At 44.9% G+C, this 14,960-nt stretch carries 19 protein-coding genes and 1 tRNA gene; 12 read left to right on the top strand and 8 right to left on the bottom strand.

Going from position 1 to position 14,960, the window contains the following annotated elements; genetic code table 11:
* Window positions 1–140: 140 nt before the first annotated feature.
* Window positions 141–1,484 carry an MATE family efflux transporter gene (locus AB5Z01_RS11270; RefSeq protein WP_278649319.1) on the top strand — a complete coding sequence of 448 codons (1,344 nt, stop codon included), beginning with the start codon at window positions 141–143 and terminating at the stop codon, window positions 1,482–1,484.
* Between the two features lie 106 nt (window positions 1,485–1,590).
* Window positions 1,591–1,677 (top strand) — tRNA-Leu (locus tag AB5Z01_RS11265).
* A 269-nt stretch (window positions 1,678–1,946) separates the two neighbouring features.
* On the opposite strand, the gene AB5Z01_RS11260 is transcribed toward AB5Z01_RS11265, so the two are convergent.
* The 6 genes from AB5Z01_RS11260 to AB5Z01_RS11235 all read right to left on the bottom strand — a co-directional run bounded on the left by AB5Z01_RS11260 (window position 1,947) and on the right by AB5Z01_RS11235 (window position 7,612).
* Window positions 1,947–3,266, bottom strand: a complete 1,320-nt coding sequence (locus AB5Z01_RS11260) for a tyrosine-type recombinase/integrase (protein ID WP_046438099.1) — start codon at window positions 3,264–3,266, stop codon at window positions 1,947–1,949.
* 136 nt (window positions 3,267–3,402) lie between these two features.
* Window positions 3,403–3,621: a helix-turn-helix domain-containing protein gene (locus tag AB5Z01_RS11255; protein ID WP_046438100.1), complete on the bottom strand. Its 219-nt coding sequence runs from the start codon at window positions 3,619–3,621 to the stop codon at window positions 3,403–3,405.
* Between the two features lie 506 nt (window positions 3,622–4,127).
* The gene (locus AB5Z01_RS11250) at window positions 4,128–4,559 is read right to left on the bottom strand and encodes a hypothetical protein (protein WP_046438101.1); all 432 of its coding nucleotides are present in this window, start codon (window positions 4,557–4,559) and stop codon (window positions 4,128–4,130) included.
* The gene (locus tag AB5Z01_RS11245) at window positions 4,559–5,050 is read right to left on the bottom strand and encodes a helix-turn-helix transcriptional regulator (protein ID WP_046438102.1); all 492 of its coding nucleotides are present in this window, start codon (window positions 5,048–5,050) and stop codon (window positions 4,559–4,561) included. Before AB5Z01_RS11245 ends, AB5Z01_RS11250 begins: the two co-directional genes overlap by 1 nt.
* An 809-nt stretch (window positions 5,051–5,859) precedes the next feature.
* Window positions 5,860–6,390, bottom strand: a complete 531-nt coding sequence (locus AB5Z01_RS11240) for a 3'-5' exonuclease (protein WP_046438103.1) — start codon at window positions 6,388–6,390, stop codon at window positions 5,860–5,862.
* Window positions 6,391–6,631: 241 nt separating this feature from the next.
* On the bottom strand, window positions 6,632–7,612 hold the full coding sequence (locus AB5Z01_RS11235) for a YafY family protein (RefSeq protein WP_117927159.1): 981 nt from the start codon (window positions 7,610–7,612) through the stop codon (window positions 6,632–6,634).
* Between the two features lie 494 nt (window positions 7,613–8,106).
* Between AB5Z01_RS11235 and mobC the strand changes: the two genes are divergently transcribed.
* Both mobC and AB5Z01_RS11225 read left to right on the top strand, forming a co-directional pair.
* On the top strand, window positions 8,107–8,481 hold the full coding sequence (gene mobC / locus AB5Z01_RS11230; protein ID WP_330019226.1) for a plasmid mobilization relaxosome protein MobC: 375 nt from the start codon (window positions 8,107–8,109) through the stop codon (window positions 8,479–8,481).
* Window positions 8,430–9,830 carry a relaxase/mobilization nuclease domain-containing protein gene (locus tag AB5Z01_RS11225; RefSeq protein ID WP_046438104.1) on the top strand — a complete coding sequence of 467 codons (1,401 nt, stop codon included), beginning with the start codon at window positions 8,430–8,432 and terminating at the stop codon, window positions 9,828–9,830. The genes mobC and AB5Z01_RS11225 overlap by 52 nt, the downstream gene beginning before the upstream one ends.
* Here the strand turns inward: AB5Z01_RS11225 and AB5Z01_RS11220 are convergent, their stop codons facing one another.
* Window positions 9,831–10,154, bottom strand: a complete 324-nt coding sequence (locus tag AB5Z01_RS11220) for a hypothetical protein (RefSeq protein WP_272111984.1) — start codon at window positions 10,152–10,154, stop codon at window positions 9,831–9,833.
* Between the two features lies 1 nt (window position 10,155).
* Complete coding sequence (locus tag AB5Z01_RS11215; RefSeq protein WP_046438106.1) at window positions 10,156–10,581, bottom strand: hypothetical protein; 426 nt, start codon at window positions 10,579–10,581, stop codon at window positions 10,156–10,158.
* Window positions 10,582–10,811: 230 nt separating this feature from the next.
* On the opposite strand from AB5Z01_RS11215, the gene AB5Z01_RS11210 reads away from it, so the two are divergent.
* From AB5Z01_RS11210 to AB5Z01_RS11175, 8 genes are read left to right on the top strand one after another with little or no spacing between them, the layout of a single operon-like run.
* Window positions 10,812–11,201: a single-stranded DNA-binding protein gene (locus AB5Z01_RS11210; RefSeq protein ID WP_046438107.1), complete on the top strand. Its 390-nt coding sequence runs from the start codon at window positions 10,812–10,814 to the stop codon at window positions 11,199–11,201.
* Between the two features lie 26 nt (window positions 11,202–11,227).
* Window positions 11,228–12,010, top strand: coding sequence for a ParA family protein (locus tag AB5Z01_RS11205; protein ID WP_046438108.1), 783 nt, complete (start codon window positions 11,228–11,230; stop codon window positions 12,008–12,010).
* Window positions 12,004–12,234 carry a hypothetical protein gene (locus AB5Z01_RS11200; RefSeq protein ID WP_009988041.1) on the top strand — a complete coding sequence of 77 codons (231 nt, stop codon included), beginning with the start codon at window positions 12,004–12,006 and terminating at the stop codon, window positions 12,232–12,234. The genes AB5Z01_RS11205 and AB5Z01_RS11200 overlap by 7 nt, the downstream gene beginning before the upstream one ends.
* The gene (locus AB5Z01_RS11195; RefSeq protein WP_046438109.1) at window positions 12,231–12,575 is read left to right on the top strand and encodes a hypothetical protein; all 345 of its coding nucleotides are present in this window, start codon (window positions 12,231–12,233) and stop codon (window positions 12,573–12,575) included. The genes AB5Z01_RS11200 and AB5Z01_RS11195 overlap by 4 nt, the downstream gene beginning before the upstream one ends.
* Window positions 12,572–13,519: a ParB/RepB/Spo0J family partition protein gene (locus AB5Z01_RS11190; RefSeq protein ID WP_046438110.1), complete on the top strand. Its 948-nt coding sequence runs from the start codon at window positions 12,572–12,574 to the stop codon at window positions 13,517–13,519. Before AB5Z01_RS11195 ends, AB5Z01_RS11190 begins: the two co-directional genes overlap by 4 nt.
* 1 nt (window position 13,520) lies before the next feature.
* On the top strand, window positions 13,521–14,225 hold the full coding sequence (locus tag AB5Z01_RS11185; RefSeq protein WP_046438111.1) for a hypothetical protein: 705 nt from the start codon (window positions 13,521–13,523) through the stop codon (window positions 14,223–14,225).
* A gap of 4 nt (window positions 14,226–14,229) precedes the next feature.
* The gene (locus AB5Z01_RS11180) at window positions 14,230–14,637 is read left to right on the top strand and encodes a hypothetical protein (RefSeq protein ID WP_046438112.1); all 408 of its coding nucleotides are present in this window, start codon (window positions 14,230–14,232) and stop codon (window positions 14,635–14,637) included.
* Window positions 14,637–14,819 carry a hypothetical protein gene (locus tag AB5Z01_RS11175; RefSeq protein WP_046438113.1) on the top strand — a complete coding sequence of 61 codons (183 nt, stop codon included), beginning with the start codon at window positions 14,637–14,639 and terminating at the stop codon, window positions 14,817–14,819. Before AB5Z01_RS11180 ends, AB5Z01_RS11175 begins: the two co-directional genes overlap by 1 nt.
* The last annotated feature ends 141 nt before the right edge of the window (window positions 14,820–14,960 follow it).

The raw sequence follows: 14,960 nt of genomic DNA, 5'->3' as shown, positions 1-14,960 counted from the left end.
ACAAAAACATACCGCTATGTTAAAATATACTTTGTAAAACTTGCGTGGATTTTTCCTGACAGTATGTCACTTTTCGCCACACAGCAAACAAGCTGTGCGGCTTTTTTTCTGCCCACAGACAAAGGAGTGTAAAAAAATAAATGAACAGTGATTTCATGAAAACAAGACCGATCTTCCCTCTTCTGCTTTCAATGTCCCTGCCAATGGTGATATCAATGCTTGTAAACTCTCTTTACAACATCATTGACAGCTTTTTCGTGGCAAAGATAAGCGAGGACGCAATGACATCGCTTTCACTGGTGTTCCCTGTGCAGAATTTTATAAGTGCCACTGCTATCGGCTTTGGTATCGGCATCAATGCGGTCATTGCCATATATCTAGGTGCAGGCAGAAAGGAAAAGGCTGACATTGCCGCAACTCAGGGGCTTGCCCTTTCGGCTTTGCATGGTATTGTGCTAATGATAATATGTATACTTATAATGCCTGCATTTCTATCTATGTTCACAAGTAATAAAAACGTTGTAGATCTTGGCGTGCAGTATTGCAACATTGTATTTACATTCTCTCCTGCATTAATGCTTGCCATTGCATTTGAGAAGATATTCCAATCTGTCGGCAGAATGAAGATATCAATGTTCAGTATGCTCTGCGGCTGTATTGCAAACATAATCCTTGACCCTCTGCTTATTTTTGGCGTTGGATTTTTTCCTGAGATGGGTATAAAGGGTGCGGCACTCGCCACCGGTATCGGTCAGGTGCTGACCCTTGTCATATACATAATAGCATATCTTCGCTGTGAGCTTCCTGTTAAGCTTTCCGCAAAACACAAGCGTCCTGACGGCATGATAATCGCAAAGATGTACTCCATAGGCATTCCTGCAACACTTAATCTTGCGCTGCCGTCACTTCTCATATCCGCCCTCAACGGCATACTTGCGGCATATTCACAAAGCTATGTGCTTGTTCTTGGAATTTACTACAAGCTCCAGACCTTTCTTTATCTACCCGCAAATGGTGTTATTCAGGGTATGCGACCAGTTATCAGTTTTAACTACGGAGCAGGCGAGAAGGAGCGTGTGAAGAAAATTTACCGCATTGTTCTTTACATGACAGGTGTGATATTGGCGGCAGGAACTATCATATGCGCACTTTTCCCAGCCAAGCTCATAGGGCTTTTCACGGAAAACGCTGACACTATCGCCATAGGCAAAACAGCACTTCGCCTTATCTGTATCGGCTTTGTTATCTCCGCAGTATCCGTCACCTCATCAGGTGCGCTGGAGGGACTTGGCATGGGCATTCCGTCGCTTATGATATCTCTGTGCAGATTTATTGCGATAATACTGCCACTTGCGTTTTTCCTCTGCAAGCTCACAGGACCAACAGGCGTATGGAACGCATTCTGGATAACAGAAGTCGTCACCGCTTTGATATCTGTATTTATCTACAGATTTTCAGTTTCAAGGCAAAAAGATTTAAAATAAACACCGTTGCCATTCCACAATTACCATTTATCCCTATTTAACAACTTGTAATTTGCAAAAAAAGCGTTGACATTTTGCAAAAAAAGTGTTATAATATATCTTACATGCCGCTGTGGTGGAATAGGCAGACACAAGGGACTTAAAATCCCTCGGGGTAAAACCCGTACCGGTTCAAGTCCGGTTAGCGGCACCATTGAAAGAATGTCGATTTTACGGCATTCTTTTCTTGTTTTCTGACTGATTTGGTAGAAAAGTTTCTTGTGTATGAGCTTTTTTCTACCGGATTTCTACCAAATTTTCTACCAAAATCGCTGCTTTTTTCAATTTCACTTTCATTTTTGGTCTTAGCACAAAAGATTTTTATCCCCCGTGTCAAGTTGACTTGATTAACTTTTTTTACTTTTTTTATAATGCCGCCGTGGTAGAATGGGTAGACGATCGGCACACTATTATCGCAGGTTCTCAGGTTGAGGACTTGCGATTTTTTTCGTCCTCTGAACCTTTATCATGGATAGCCTGTTCCGTATCTGTACTGTCTCCACCCAACACTTTGGCGATAGTCTCCGCAGACTCCACTTTGGAATGAAAGTCGAGGTGACTATAAAAATTGGCTGTAACATTAAATGTTGAATGTCCGAGCCACTCCTGGATCGCCTTCATGGATACTCCGTTTGCCAGCAACAGACTGGCACATGAATGACGAAGATCATGGAATCGAATGTGTTTGAGCTTATTTTTCTTAATGATGTACTTGAAGTGAGTAGTTACAAAGTTTGGCGTAATCAGCTTACCGAAGTTGTCACGGCACACAAAGCCGTCATATTCCCTGTCAAAGTCTTTACCGAGGAGCTTCGAGTAGTATTCTTCAAGGGTTTTGCGTTCTATTAGCATCTGCTCAATATGAGGAATCAAGGGAAAAGTTCTTACACTGGACTCAGTTTTAAGCTGATTTTCGACAAAAATCATTTCTTTGCCGCCGCCATAAGTGCTGGAAACCTTACGGCGAACCGTGAGTTTCTTTTCCTCAAAGTTGACGGAATCCCACTTCAAACCAATAATCTCGCTCTTGCGAAGTCCGTAGTAGGCTGCAATATGTACCACAAGTTCAAGTCTATCGCCCTTGAATACTTCAAAGAGCTGTTCCAACTCGTCCTTGTTGTAGAAATTGGCTTCAAACTTCTGGATTTTCGGCAGTTCAACCTTATCTGCGACGTTTACATCGAGCATATCCATTTTTACAGCATATTTTAGTGCTTTGTGGATATTGGCATGGTAATGCTTTACCGAATTGCCCGAAAGACCGCTGTTGAACTTATCGTTATAGAACTGCTGAAGCTGTAAAGCTGTCAGGTTGCCAAGAAGAAGATGCGGATAACGCTCGTCAAAATAGTTTTTGATCCTGGTGATATAGCGATTGTAGCTTTCATAAGAGGTTCGTGCGATTGTCGGTCTGATTGTTTCAAGCCAGTAGTCAAGAAATGCTGTGAACTCAAAACCTGTCTTGCATACAGCATCATCACTGAGAACCTCCTCGCTGAGTTCTGTCTTTTCCTTTGGGGTTTCCTTGACTTTTGTTAAGCTGCCTGTGAGAAACTCCTCATAGAACTTTGCTACTATTACGTTCACCTTTGCTGTCAGTGCTTTATAAGAACAGTCAACAGGCAAGTCGGTTGTAACCCATTTTCTCTTACGCTTGCCACTATCGTCCTTGAAATCAAAGACAACATAGTTTTTGCCCTTCTTTTCGGCAATAATGTACTTAAAAGGCAGACTTGCTTTCATTATATTATCCTCCTTATGTCGAAAGCGGTGGTCTGCGCTATTGACCTCATAACTATATTGTAGCGCGAAACAAAGTCATTTGCAAGCGTTTTCCTACCACTTCTACAAAATTTGACACAAGGGACATTTCTACCAGTTATTTTTGTGCGCATTGCAGAACGAAATCTATAACCGTAGCTTTTGCGACCTTGATTGTTCTACCACAAGGAATTTTTTTGAGTTGTCCTTCCTTGATAAGCTGATAAACCTTTTTCTTTCCATAGCCGAGAATTTCACATAAGTCCTTTACTTCCAGTATCTCAGGATATTCGCTATACATATTCTTATATACAACTTCAAGCGGTATTGAATCCATAGGACATAACCTCCTTCCTATCAGAAGAAAAGAAACTGAAAAAGCGTAGATGTTCCATATTCTATTGTCAAGATACTAAGTGCATCGTTGTCAGTTATTTTTATGCCTGATATTTGATGTACTGTTGGCAGCTTCCCCTCAAATCGAGAGGAAGCTCCCGACAGCATATCAGCCGTCAAACAAAACTAAGAGGAATGTGTGAGATGCCTTTGGCAATGTACGCTCCGAAGGACGTACACTCCCAACAGCATCTCTGCTGTTGACAGAATAATAAAAGAAATTAACATGAAAGCATAGTTGAAAGTATGGGACGGTGCGGCAAATGGAAGAACCGTACCGTCCCTCATCACGGAGGATAGGATATGTCAGCGAGTGATCCGTACCCTTTTCAGCCATCAGCGGTATGAACCCCTCTATATATCAACCGAGGATTTTGCAAAATCGGGAAGGTTTTTCCCATGTTTCTTTCTCCAAAAAGAAAAAATCAGCGTTCTGCACATATTTCTTTATTCGTTTTCGTGCAAGATGATATACTCCTTGAGCTTCTGCTTTGCAATCTTGATTCGGTATCGTACCATGTCAATTGATAAACCGTATTTCTCAACGAGATACCACATCGTCACCTTATCCTCTCTCAGAAAGTAGTCCCGTATAAGCTCATACCCTTCAGGAAAATCCGATTTCAGCAGTTCTAAGGCATCAGGCAGATAATCAAGCCTGTTCCGGTGCCTGATTTGATCCTTTTCTTCTTCCTCGCTTATGGGAATACTCGCAGGATCGGGATTTGAAGATAGAACATCGTCAAAATCGGGATAGATCTTTCCGTTTTTTGCATCCAACTCCTCAAGGTATCGTTCTTTTCGCAAGAGCTTGTTGTACTCTTTCTCGATGTTACGGGGAACATCATCGCCAAAGTGGACATACATAAATCTTCCCATTACTCACTGTCCTCCTTAGCAGAGGTCAGGTTTGTAAGAGGTTTGGTATGGATTGCCTTCAACTGTTCATTGCAGGCTGTCAGCGTATAACGTTTATCGAATGCACAGCCGTCAAGATAAGCCCTGATGATATTCTTATCTGCTTTTCTGTAATCCTGGTCGCCTGGCATCGCATACAGCAGAAGCGAAAACAAGTAACGCTGCCTGAAAGGGTGAAGTCTGATTGCTATACAGACCGCACAGAGGTAATCATATTGCATCTTCCTTTTACCCGAAAGATACCGTGAGAGCGTAGATGGAGCAATTCCCGTCAGTCTTGCAAGCGTTTTCTGGCTTATATTGATCTCGTCTAAATACCGACATAATGCCACGCAGAAGCTGTCCTTGTTCTGCTCATTGAGATCATCAGTCCCGTAAACGTAAACTTCGTAGCTTTGCGGCTCCTCATGTTCGCTGAATAATGAAATCTGAGGAGTATGTAAATCATTCATAATACCGGTTCCGTCCTTTCTGTCAGACGGAAATCAGCAAATGAACATAGTAAGCCTGTCATTCGGAATATACCCGTCCGACAATCAAACATTACTCGTCCATTCGATCGTTTCATATTCAGTTTCCATACAGTGATCGAGTAACCCTCCTGCGCAGTAAGGTTCACCGTTGGAGCAACGCTTCGATGCGTTCTATATTATTATGAACCATTACAGCGTAAAAAGCAACTTCTCAGCGTTCCCGTTCGGGAACACTCGATTTTTATAAAAGCCCCATTTTCCTGCACTTTTCGATAATACACTACCGATTCAACATTTCCACCTAACTCATTCAAACCTCAGTTCCATGTTGAAAAATTACTCTTTGTGCAAAATTATAGTGCGGCAACTTTTCACCAAAATTTCATTTTCCTATCACATTATGAGTAAGAAAAAGGGCGGCCTGATCTGCTCAGACCGCCCTTTATGCCGAGAGTTTACAGCATAACACACTCAACTTCTGTATCAGCACAAACAAATCCGCAAGGCAATCAATGCAGACCGTGATCTATTATCATCGTCCAGTACACAGCTATCACCCCCTAAAGACCGTAATGGATTACCGATCAAGTCTTGTATGGAACTGTTCAATGACATCACAAAAGTATCGAGTTGTATGCTTGTCTGCTTCCATTATATGAAACCAGTTGTACAAAATTTGGCTTTCTGGAAACAAACTTTTATTTTTTATTATATCATTTAAGATAGATAGAATTTGTAATTCTGAAAAGAGCCATTGCTTTATCGCAACAGCTCTGATAATTGATGATTTATAGTTTGTATTCTTTCACATATTCTCTCACGTCAATACCGCTTTCGATATATCTCAGCAGTATCTCCGCACAGGCATGACTATCACTGTCTGCCTGATGATGATCGAGAGCAATACCGTAGTGATCGCACATCACGTTTAGGTTATGCTTTATATCAGGCAGAACACGCCTGCCAATCTGGACCGTACAAAGGTATTTTGCCGTCGGTTTCCAAGAGATACCGTAATCACGCAGACAGGCACGAAGAACGCTCATATCGAACACAGCATTATGTGCAACTAGGATACCCTTGCTCATGATAGGCTCAATCTTCTTCCATAGCTCTGCAAAATTCGGAGCGCCCTTGACCTTATCCGCATCTATTCCGGTGAGCTTAGTGTTGAAGTAGTCGAAGTGTGTTTCGGGATCAACAAGAGAAAAGTAGTTCGCCACGATCTTATTATCCTTGATTGCAGAAATGCCTATCGCACTCATACGGTCATTTGAACGATTGGGCGTTTCAACGTCAAAGACTATGTAGACTGCCATATCGTATCACTCCCAAGCAAAGCAGATTATAGGTTAATTATACCACAACGGAACGGAAAGGTCAATCGGCAGAAAGAAAACAACCGACATTGCTGCCGACTGCCTTTCATTATGCTCCGATTCGCTCAAAGCTATTCAAAACCTGTTTATCCGAGAACAATGACAGCTTACCGTCAGATCATTAATTATGGGGTTGCACAAGAGTTGCTTGTGAGTTGCAGAAAGAGCCGTCACAAAGCTGTTACTCAGCAAATTCAGGATAAGCTCTGAGCATTTTACGGACTTCTTCCAAATACTCAGCTCGTTCTTTTGCAGGCGAAACAAGCTCCACACCGTCACCATACTGCATAAGCCACAGATAAAATTTGCGGTTGATACCTACCCGTACACGGATACGAACATAGTCAGCATCTTCATCGTGAAGGATCGAAGCGTAATCTCCAAAATTTTCCCTCATTTCATCGAGCAGATACTTCTTTACCCGCAGTGTGACTACGGTGAAGTATTCAGGAGCAAACATATCCGTTACGAACCCCTCATAATTGTCCTCCGGTGGCAGCCGAACATAAGACACTTCGCCACCGAGGATATTCTTCATTCGGTCAACTCTATATATACGCCATTTCCTGTCCTTTTCATTGAGGCATTTAAGATAGAATCGCTCATGGAAGTAGATCACGCTCACAGGGAGCATTTCCCGTTTCTTATAGTAATAAGCTATCTGTTTCGTTGTTTCGTCATACTTGCCGTATTCAAAATCTATTTTCTGCCGTTCACCGATCAATCTATGAATCTTATCCAAGTTTTCCAAGAGATCGAGTGTCGAGGGACAACGTTCATTCAGAACGATACGGCTGATGAGCTGCCTGATCTCTGCATCGGAACACATACCCTCAAATTTCTTTATCAGTGTTTTCTTCTGAAATGCTGTCAGGAATTTGTTTATCGATATCGAATCAACGATGAAACGTATTTCATTGAATGAGAAACCCTTGTCAATTAAAGCATAGTATGCCGTGTTATGTTCACGGTTATGCTTTACGATATGATTTCCCATAGCAGTCAGCCTGTCAAGGTCACGGCGAATCGTTACGTTCTTCACCCTGGTCAGATTGCAGACATTGGCGAGGTGTTCTTGTATCTGGCTGATTGATACATAGTGGTTCTCGTCCGTGTACCGTGACAGATAATCGTAGATGTATATAATTCTTTCATGATCCATTTTATTTTCCCTCCTGAAAAAGCTGAAAACCCTGTTCTGAAACGGAGTTCAGAACAGGGATTTTTGCATTTTACTTATCCCGTTCACGCATCGCCCCTAAATGAAATATATTCTTCTGTCAGATAGCGATCCGGACATAGCCTACTATTGCTATTTTACCATAATTATGCATGAGTATCAATCAAGTTCGAAAAAAACGGCATATTATTCGGAATGTTGTATCATCAGCAAATTTAACTGTAAACTTTTCGTGAACATTTGCGGATTTCTTTCCCGATTTCTCAAATTTGGCGGTATATAAGTGAGGGGGTATTGCAGCCGAAGTTGCAAAGCTCCAATTCCTCTGACGGAGAGAGGAAACTTTACAGAGCCAAAGGCTCAAATTGAAGTCACGCACGGAGGGCGTGATTCAAACCCAGCAAGCTCGGTATCTCCGCATTACAATTTCTCAGAAATTTAATGTTCCGATACAATGCTTGCAAGAGGGACACCCCTTGAACCCCGAACAAAAGGAGATGAGAAAAATAGCAGAGATCGAACCGCATAATCGGTATATGCAGATACGACTCACCGAAGCAGAATACGAAGCTATCGAGCGCAAATTTCGCAACAGCGGTCTGAGGTCACGGAGTGAGTTTATCAGGGCTATGATCTTTGAGGGATATATAGTCAATTTTGATGAGGAGAAGTTTGATAAGATTTACAGGCTTGTCGGAAGTATTTCCAACAACATCAATCAGATAGCCGTGAGAGCGAACAGCACGAACAACGTGTATACCGAAGACATCGTGAACATCAAGGAGGGGCAGGATAAGATTTGGCAACTACTAAACTCTTTGCAATCAAAACTACTGAGGTTAAAGCGTTAGCCTATATCGCCAACCCTGAAAAAACAGACGGCGGCAGACTGATCTTCACTTACGGGTGCAGCTCTGATCCTGCACAGGCAAGCAGAGATTTTGAAGCAGTCCGTGCAGGAGGAACGGGCTTGAATACTGTCCTCTCTCAGCACTTTATTCAGAGCTTTAAGCCTGGTGAGATCACGCCCGAAAGAGCTTTGGAAGTAGGCAAGGAACTTTGCGAAAAATTCCTCAAGGGCGAATACCAATACTTTCTCGCAATCCATACCGATACCGACCATACACATCTGCACGTTATCTTCAATAATGTGAACCGAAAAAACGGCAGAACTTTCGAGACCAATATGAATCAGGGCAAGGTCAAGGAACGTGCGTGGAAGAAGCTTATTGACCTGTCGGACGAAGTATGCAAACGACATCATCTGGATGTTATCGAACACCCCGAAAGAACGAAGGGCAAGAGCCATTGGGAGTGGGATATGAACCGTCAAGGGCTATCGTGGAAAGCCAAGCTGAAATACACGATAGATCAGGTTGTGAAAGCAAGCGAGGACTTCGATGATTTTATCAGGAAGTGCGCCGAGTATGGTGTGCTTGTTGAGTACAATCCAGACCACAAGATCGACCTGAAATTTATGCTTTCGGAGCAGAAAGAACGCAATCCGAGAGCCAAGATGACTCGCGCCCGAACACTCGGCTGGTACTATGAAACACGGCAGATCAAAGACCGCATCGCTCAGTATCACGGAGTTATGATCTACACGCCGAGGACAAAGGTCAGAGTTATTACAAAGAAGCCACCGAACAAGTTCGTTCAGGACGCTATCGACCGTGGCAATATGAAGCTCGCCAGTATCGCAAAGAATGTGATAGCCGAGTACGGTGCCCCGCCTGATCAGATACGGCAGGCGGCAATATCGGAATACGCTCACAGCCGAGGACTTCTCTCCGAGCTGAACACCATGAAAACTGAGATTGAGGACTTGCAGGTGAAGCTGAAAGTCCTGCGGAAATACCGCAAGCTGAAAGTGTACGGCGAGGAGTTGAAAACTCTCAGCGGAAGTGCTGCGAAGAAGTACCAAAAGGAACACAGCGCAGAGCTTGCTGAGTACGGGCAAATTCGCACTAAGGTATTGGAACTTTACCCGTCTGGTCATATCCCGACCGTGGAAAGCCTGGACAAAAAAATAAACGCCCTTATACAAGAGCGTTCATTGAAAGATCAGCAGTTTCGTGAAGCGGACAAACGGGCGCGTGACCTTGCCGACGCACAGCGTACCATTGATGAGTTTCTCCGTCAGGAACGCAACGAACAACAGCAAGACCGCAAGCGTAAAAAGAATGGGGATTTGGAGTGATTACAAGAGCCATTTTTCCCGTAGTTCTACTTCATAATCATCACCAAGTTCCATGACAATCCGATAATATGCTTGTTTTGCTCTTTCAATAAAGTCGGCTTGCTCTTGTTCTGACCACAGAAGCGGATTCGGAGGATACTCCCAATCCAATGCTTCATCGTGTTTATTGATAAGATACTCAAGCTCATTTTTCAAATTGTCAGAAAGAGGTAAACTATCAAGCTCGATTGGATAATCATATTTCTCACGGGCAGCATCATTTACACTCCATAAGCAGATACCGCTGCCCCAATCATACATATATTTCAAAGCATATTTTGCCATATCATTTCTCTCCATGATTAGCCTTGTATTCTTCCAACGCCGTGAGCAACAGCTTATTCACGCTCATACCCTGAGACTCTGCATAAGCCTTGATCGCATCACGCTCCTCGGCGGACACATACAGCTTCAGCGTTTTGTAATTTGCTTTGGCATACTGAGCGTTTGAGGATATTTTCTTGGAACGAGCCTGCTTCTGCTGGCACTCCTTACAATACTTCTGAGAGCCTGCCGTCACCTTATAAGGCTTTCCGCAGATAGAGCATATCTGCTCGCTGCCGATCGCAACAGCTTCTCCGGCTTGCTTCTTCTCCTTATATGCCTTATTCCGCATGACCTGAGCCTTGTCACGGCAGTAGATACAGTATTTCGCTCTGCTTGACGGAGACTCAAACTCCATTCCGCAGATCTGGCAAGTGTGCTTATACATCAGATCACCCCTTGATCGGTTATTACAGCTATTCTATCACATTAGTGGGGATATGTCAAGTATAATCAAAAATATAGTGAAGCTGCACTGGGGAAATCAGATAATTTGCTGCGCATTGCCGAAATTCAAAAACTTCTCAAAATTATACTTGACAATAGGGATATTGTATAGTATAATAAAAGCACAACAGGAACACAGAAACCCGAAACCACGAAAGGAAGGTAAATCCTATGTTAAACAAATTCTTAGTCGCTGGCAGACTGACTGCCGATCCCGAAATCAAGACCATTGGCGAGAAACGCCTCTGCAAGTTCACCATTGCTTGCGACCGCCCGAAGCGTAAGGGCGAGGAGACTGCCGAGACAGACTTCTTCCCCTGCACCGCCTGGAACCGCAACGCTGATGTGATCGTCGATTGGTTCGGCAAGGGCGATATGGTGACGCTTGTCGGCTCAGTCCACAACAACCGCTATGAAAAGGACGATCAGAAGCGTTCGTCCACCGAGGTAAAAGTTGAGGAGATCCACTTCTCAGGCGGTAAGAAGCGTGAAAACACCGCACCGACCGCCAACCGCTACGATAACCCCTACATCGGCACAGAGAACGATCCGCTGTTCTGAGCAATAATCACAAGGAGGATACAAAAATGGAAACCACTATCATTGCGATCAGTAATCAGAAAGGCGGTGTGGGCAAATCCACCACAGCCTATAATCTCGGAGCTTGCCTTGCTCTGAACCATGACAAGAAGGTGCTTCTCATCGACTTCGATCCGCAGGCGAACCTCTCCGAATACCTGAAATACGAGCCGGACGGCAACCCGACCATGACACAGCTTATCATGTCATTCTACACAGGAAATCCCGTGACCGCCGAGACAGCTCAGAGAGCGATCCGTCACAGCGAAACCGCAGGAGTGGACTACATTCCCGCCGACATCAACCTCGCCAATGCGGAAACGCTCATGGTCACGATGATCTCAAAGGAGCATATTCTCCGCAGGATACTCACGGAAGATGTGATCGGAGCGTATGACTTCGTGCTGATCGACTGCCTGCCGTCCCTCGGAACGCTCCTTATCAATGCCCTCACCGCTGCGGACAGAGTGCTGATACCCGTGCAGACACAGAAGTTCAGTATGGACGGCTTGCAGTCCCTTGAAGCTCTCACACAGCTTGTCAAGGCAAATACCAACCCGAAGCTGAACCTCATCGGAGTGCTGCCGACAATGGTAGATCGCACAAAGGTCAGCAGGACGGCTATCGAAACCCTCAACGAAAAGTACAGCGAAATGCTGTTCAGGACAAGCATCAGCAAGTCCATTGAAGCGGCGAAAAGCTCCGAGAACGGCACACCGCTTTGTCTCACAGGTCACAAGTTAGGTCAGGAATATGATGAATTGGCTCAGGAGGTGCTTTCAAGATGTTAAGTATGTCAGAACTCGCAATGAACCCCAACCGCAAGGTCACTACCGTATGTTACGGCAAAAAACAGGAGTGGGACGACCGTGAAGAAGCTCAGGCTTATTTCCTTGAAGCGATGATGAACAGTGACGGCGCAGAGCATGACCGCTACTCCGGCATCTACATTCAGCTTCAGAACGGGCTTGACTACTGCACCGATGAAGATGATGACGAGGAGGACGAGTCATGAAGCCCTTTGACACCGATAAAATGCCGTGGCTTTTCACTCCCCACGGCGATGGTGAGCTGAATGAATATTTCAGTTCAGACCACAGCATAGTTATTTCCGAGACTTCTAAGGAAGTGATCGCAAGCCTTTCCGAGAGCCGTGACAGGTTCTCAGGAAAACTCTGCTACGAATTTCACTACAATCAGCGCAGATACAAGAACACGCTCCTGCGGTTTGCGGATATGATCGTCCGTGCCGATGTGACGATAAAAATGCTGAAAAAGCGTATCATGGAGCTTGATATTGACAACCGTGAGCTTCGCAAACAGCTTGCGGATATGGAAAGGAAGATGAAACGATGAATACACCGCAGTTCGACCTGGGCGCAATGCTCTCCGCACCGCAGACAGCCATTCAACAGATACCGTGCGATCAGCTCAAACCCTACCATAACCACAAGTTTGAGCTGTATTCCGGTGAACGCCTTGAAGATATGGTCGCCAGCATCAAGGAGAATGGTGTGCTGTCACCGATCATCGTTCAGCCTATCGAGGACGGATATGAGATACTGATCGGTCACAACCGCTGGAACGCTTCAAAACTCGCAGGACTGCCCACCGTGCCGGCTATCGTCAAGACGGGTTTGACCGAGGACGAGGCAGAAATGTACGTCATCGAGAGTAACGTAATGCAGCGTGGCTTCGAGAATCTCCGCATCAGCGAACAGGCTGCCGCCGTTGCACTCAGACACAGCGAAATGTTCTCTCAGGGTAAGCGGAATGACATTCTGAGGGAGCTTGCAGTCCTTGAAAATCCGTCCGCAGAACCCGACAGCTCAACTTTGAATCCAGTGGGTTCAAAGTTAGACACGAGCGAGAGCATCGGAAATAAGTACGGTGTCAGCAAAGGCTCGGTAGTAAGGCTTATTCGTATCAATAAGCTCACTGATGAGCTGAAAGCCCTTGTGGACAGCGGAGATATTGCTATCCGAACAGGCGTGGAGCTTTCTTTCCTTTCTGAAGATACACAGGCTGTTGTCGCTGAATGTGCTGAGGACTGCAAGATCGACATGAAAAACGCTAAGAAGCTCCGTGCTTCTGCCGACAGCGAGGGCAATATCGACCGTGATACAGTTCAAGCTATTCTTTACGGCGAGGACACCGAGCCGAAAGTGAAGCCCAAAAGTGTGAAGATCAGCCACGATATTTATACCAAGTATTTCAGCAAAGGCGAGAAGCCGAAAGAGATCACTGATACTATTGAAAAGGCACTTGAACTCTACTTTAAAAATATGGAGGACAAATAATATGAAGAAGATTATTACAACGGTATTCTGCACCGCAATTGCACTCTGCTCAGGCTTGAACGTCTATGCTGCCGAGATCCTTGAACGGGACTATATCGAAGCCGAGATTTGGGAGGAGATGTGGAACGGCAAGGGCGATAATGGTCTTGACTTTCCCGAAGCATCATACAAACATCATCTTCTTGACAAGTGGCTTGACGAGAACTATGGTTCAGAAGATTATGACTGGACTGAGATAGGAGAGCTTCAATATGAATACAAGGACTACTACCGTCGCCTGATCGAAGATTGGGATTTTGAGGACGATAATGAGGGTGGCTGGACAATTAACACCGAGGACAACCATTACAGCTTTTTTCTGCTTAACGGTATGTGGCAAATGACAGACAAGAATGGTGATACCGTTGACACGTTCCCACCGTACAGCACCTTAGAGGAGGACGATCCCGAAATCGCAGACGGTTACGAGATCAACGATGACGGTGCGGATAGTCCGAGAGTGATAGGTAAGGTCACAGGCGGAACGGAAACGACTTCTGAGGGCGGTTCTTCCGCAGAGGGTAACGATACCACTGTTAGTCCGTCAGACGGTTCTGAGGGCAATTCTGACGGCTCTGGTGCAAGTTCTCTTGCAATCATTGCAGGAGTGACAGCTCTCGCAGGAGTCGGCGGCGCAGCTTACTACTTTACAAGAAAGAGGAAGTGATTTTATGATTTTTCAAAGCAAACAAAAAGTAAACGGTGCTCCCGTATGGGAAGTCGATATCGACACACAGACGGTAAGGCACAGAAACCCCAAGACAGGCGAAACAGAGCGTTATGTGTTTCATACCGACCACATCAGGTACTATCTGCACCACATCGAAGAAAAGCGACCCGATCTCTTGCAGGAGATCGTGGACAAGGGCGAGATTTACAAGCATCTGGACGAGCTTGATACAAAGGTCACAGACGCAGTAAACCGTCAGACCGACTTGCTTATGCAGTCGAGCCGTGACTATCAGGTTGCCGTTGAATCGGGCAATCTCAATGCTGTTGGCTCAATCGGCAATCTGCTCCGTATGCAGGCGCAGAGAGTCGTTTACGATACCATGATCTATCTTTGGAGGGACGAATAATGTTTTGTGCGAACTGTTACAATGAAATTCCCGCAGGCAAGAGCTATTACAAGCATCAGGACACCAATCAGAGCTACTGCTCCCTGGACTGCCTGAATGATTGGCTGATCTATGCTCAGGCTGTAACCCTTGAAACCAGCGAGGGCAAGGAACGTATTGAGGTGAACGATGATGACGAGTGAAGATTATATAGAGGACTTGCGGAAAAGCGGAGTTATGCTCATAAAAAATGACGGCACTCTTACTTGACCCGCCCCCTGTCAAGTAGACAGCGCAAAAAACAAAAATATTCTATGTTGTGACTAAAAGCAGTCTGTGCAATT

Source organism: Ruminococcus sp. RTP21359st1_H3_RTP21359_211015 (assembly GCF_040909065.1).
Lineage (GTDB): Bacteria > Bacillota > Clostridia > Oscillospirales > Ruminococcaceae > Hominimerdicola > Hominimerdicola aceti.
This window is presented reverse-complemented; position numbering and strand designations above follow the sequence as displayed.

What these genes read in the sequence shown, in the direction of transcription:
- AB5Z01_RS11270 (WP_278649319.1), top strand. Translation starts at nt 141, where the DNA reads ATGAACAGTGATTTCATGAAAACAAGACCGATCTTCCCTCTTCTGCTT.
- AB5Z01_RS11260 (WP_046438099.1), bottom strand. Translation starts at nt 3,266, where the DNA reads ATGAAAGCAAGTCTGCCTTTTAAGTACATTATTGCCGAAAAGAAGGGC.
- AB5Z01_RS11255 (WP_046438100.1), bottom strand. Translation starts at nt 3,621, where the DNA reads ATGGATTCAATACCGCTTGAAGTTGTATATAAGAATATGTATAGCGAA.
- AB5Z01_RS11250 (WP_046438101.1), bottom strand. Translation starts at nt 4,559, where the DNA reads ATGGGAAGATTTATGTATGTCCACTTTGGCGATGATGTTCCCCGTAAC.
- AB5Z01_RS11245 (WP_046438102.1), bottom strand. Translation starts at nt 5,050, where the DNA reads ATGAATGATTTACATACTCCTCAGATTTCATTATTCAGCGAACATGAG.
- AB5Z01_RS11240 (WP_046438103.1), bottom strand. Translation starts at nt 6,390, where the DNA reads ATGGCAGTCTACATAGTCTTTGACGTTGAAACGCCCAATCGTTCAAAT.
- AB5Z01_RS11235 (WP_117927159.1), bottom strand. Translation starts at nt 7,612, where the DNA reads ATGGATCATGAAAGAATTATATACATCTACGATTATCTGTCACGGTAC.
- AB5Z01_RS11220 (WP_272111984.1), bottom strand. Translation starts at nt 10,154, where the DNA reads ATGGCAAAATATGCTTTGAAATATATGTATGATTGGGGCAGCGGTATC.
- AB5Z01_RS11215 (WP_046438106.1), bottom strand. Translation starts at nt 10,581, where the DNA reads ATGTATAAGCACACTTGCCAGATCTGCGGAATGGAGTTTGAGTCTCCG.
- AB5Z01_RS11210 (WP_046438107.1), top strand. Translation starts at nt 10,812, where the DNA reads ATGTTAAACAAATTCTTAGTCGCTGGCAGACTGACTGCCGATCCCGAA.
- AB5Z01_RS11205 (WP_046438108.1), top strand. Translation starts at nt 11,228, where the DNA reads ATGGAAACCACTATCATTGCGATCAGTAATCAGAAAGGCGGTGTGGGC.
- AB5Z01_RS11200 (WP_009988041.1), top strand. Translation starts at nt 12,004, where the DNA reads ATGTTAAGTATGTCAGAACTCGCAATGAACCCCAACCGCAAGGTCACT.
- AB5Z01_RS11195 (WP_046438109.1), top strand. Translation starts at nt 12,231, where the DNA reads ATGAAGCCCTTTGACACCGATAAAATGCCGTGGCTTTTCACTCCCCAC.
- AB5Z01_RS11190 (WP_046438110.1), top strand. Translation starts at nt 12,572, where the DNA reads ATGAATACACCGCAGTTCGACCTGGGCGCAATGCTCTCCGCACCGCAG.
- AB5Z01_RS11185 (WP_046438111.1), top strand. Translation starts at nt 13,521, where the DNA reads ATGAAGAAGATTATTACAACGGTATTCTGCACCGCAATTGCACTCTGC.
- AB5Z01_RS11180 (WP_046438112.1), top strand. Translation starts at nt 14,230, where the DNA reads ATGATTTTTCAAAGCAAACAAAAAGTAAACGGTGCTCCCGTATGGGAA.
- AB5Z01_RS11175 (WP_046438113.1), top strand. Translation starts at nt 14,637, where the DNA reads ATGTTTTGTGCGAACTGTTACAATGAAATTCCCGCAGGCAAGAGCTAT.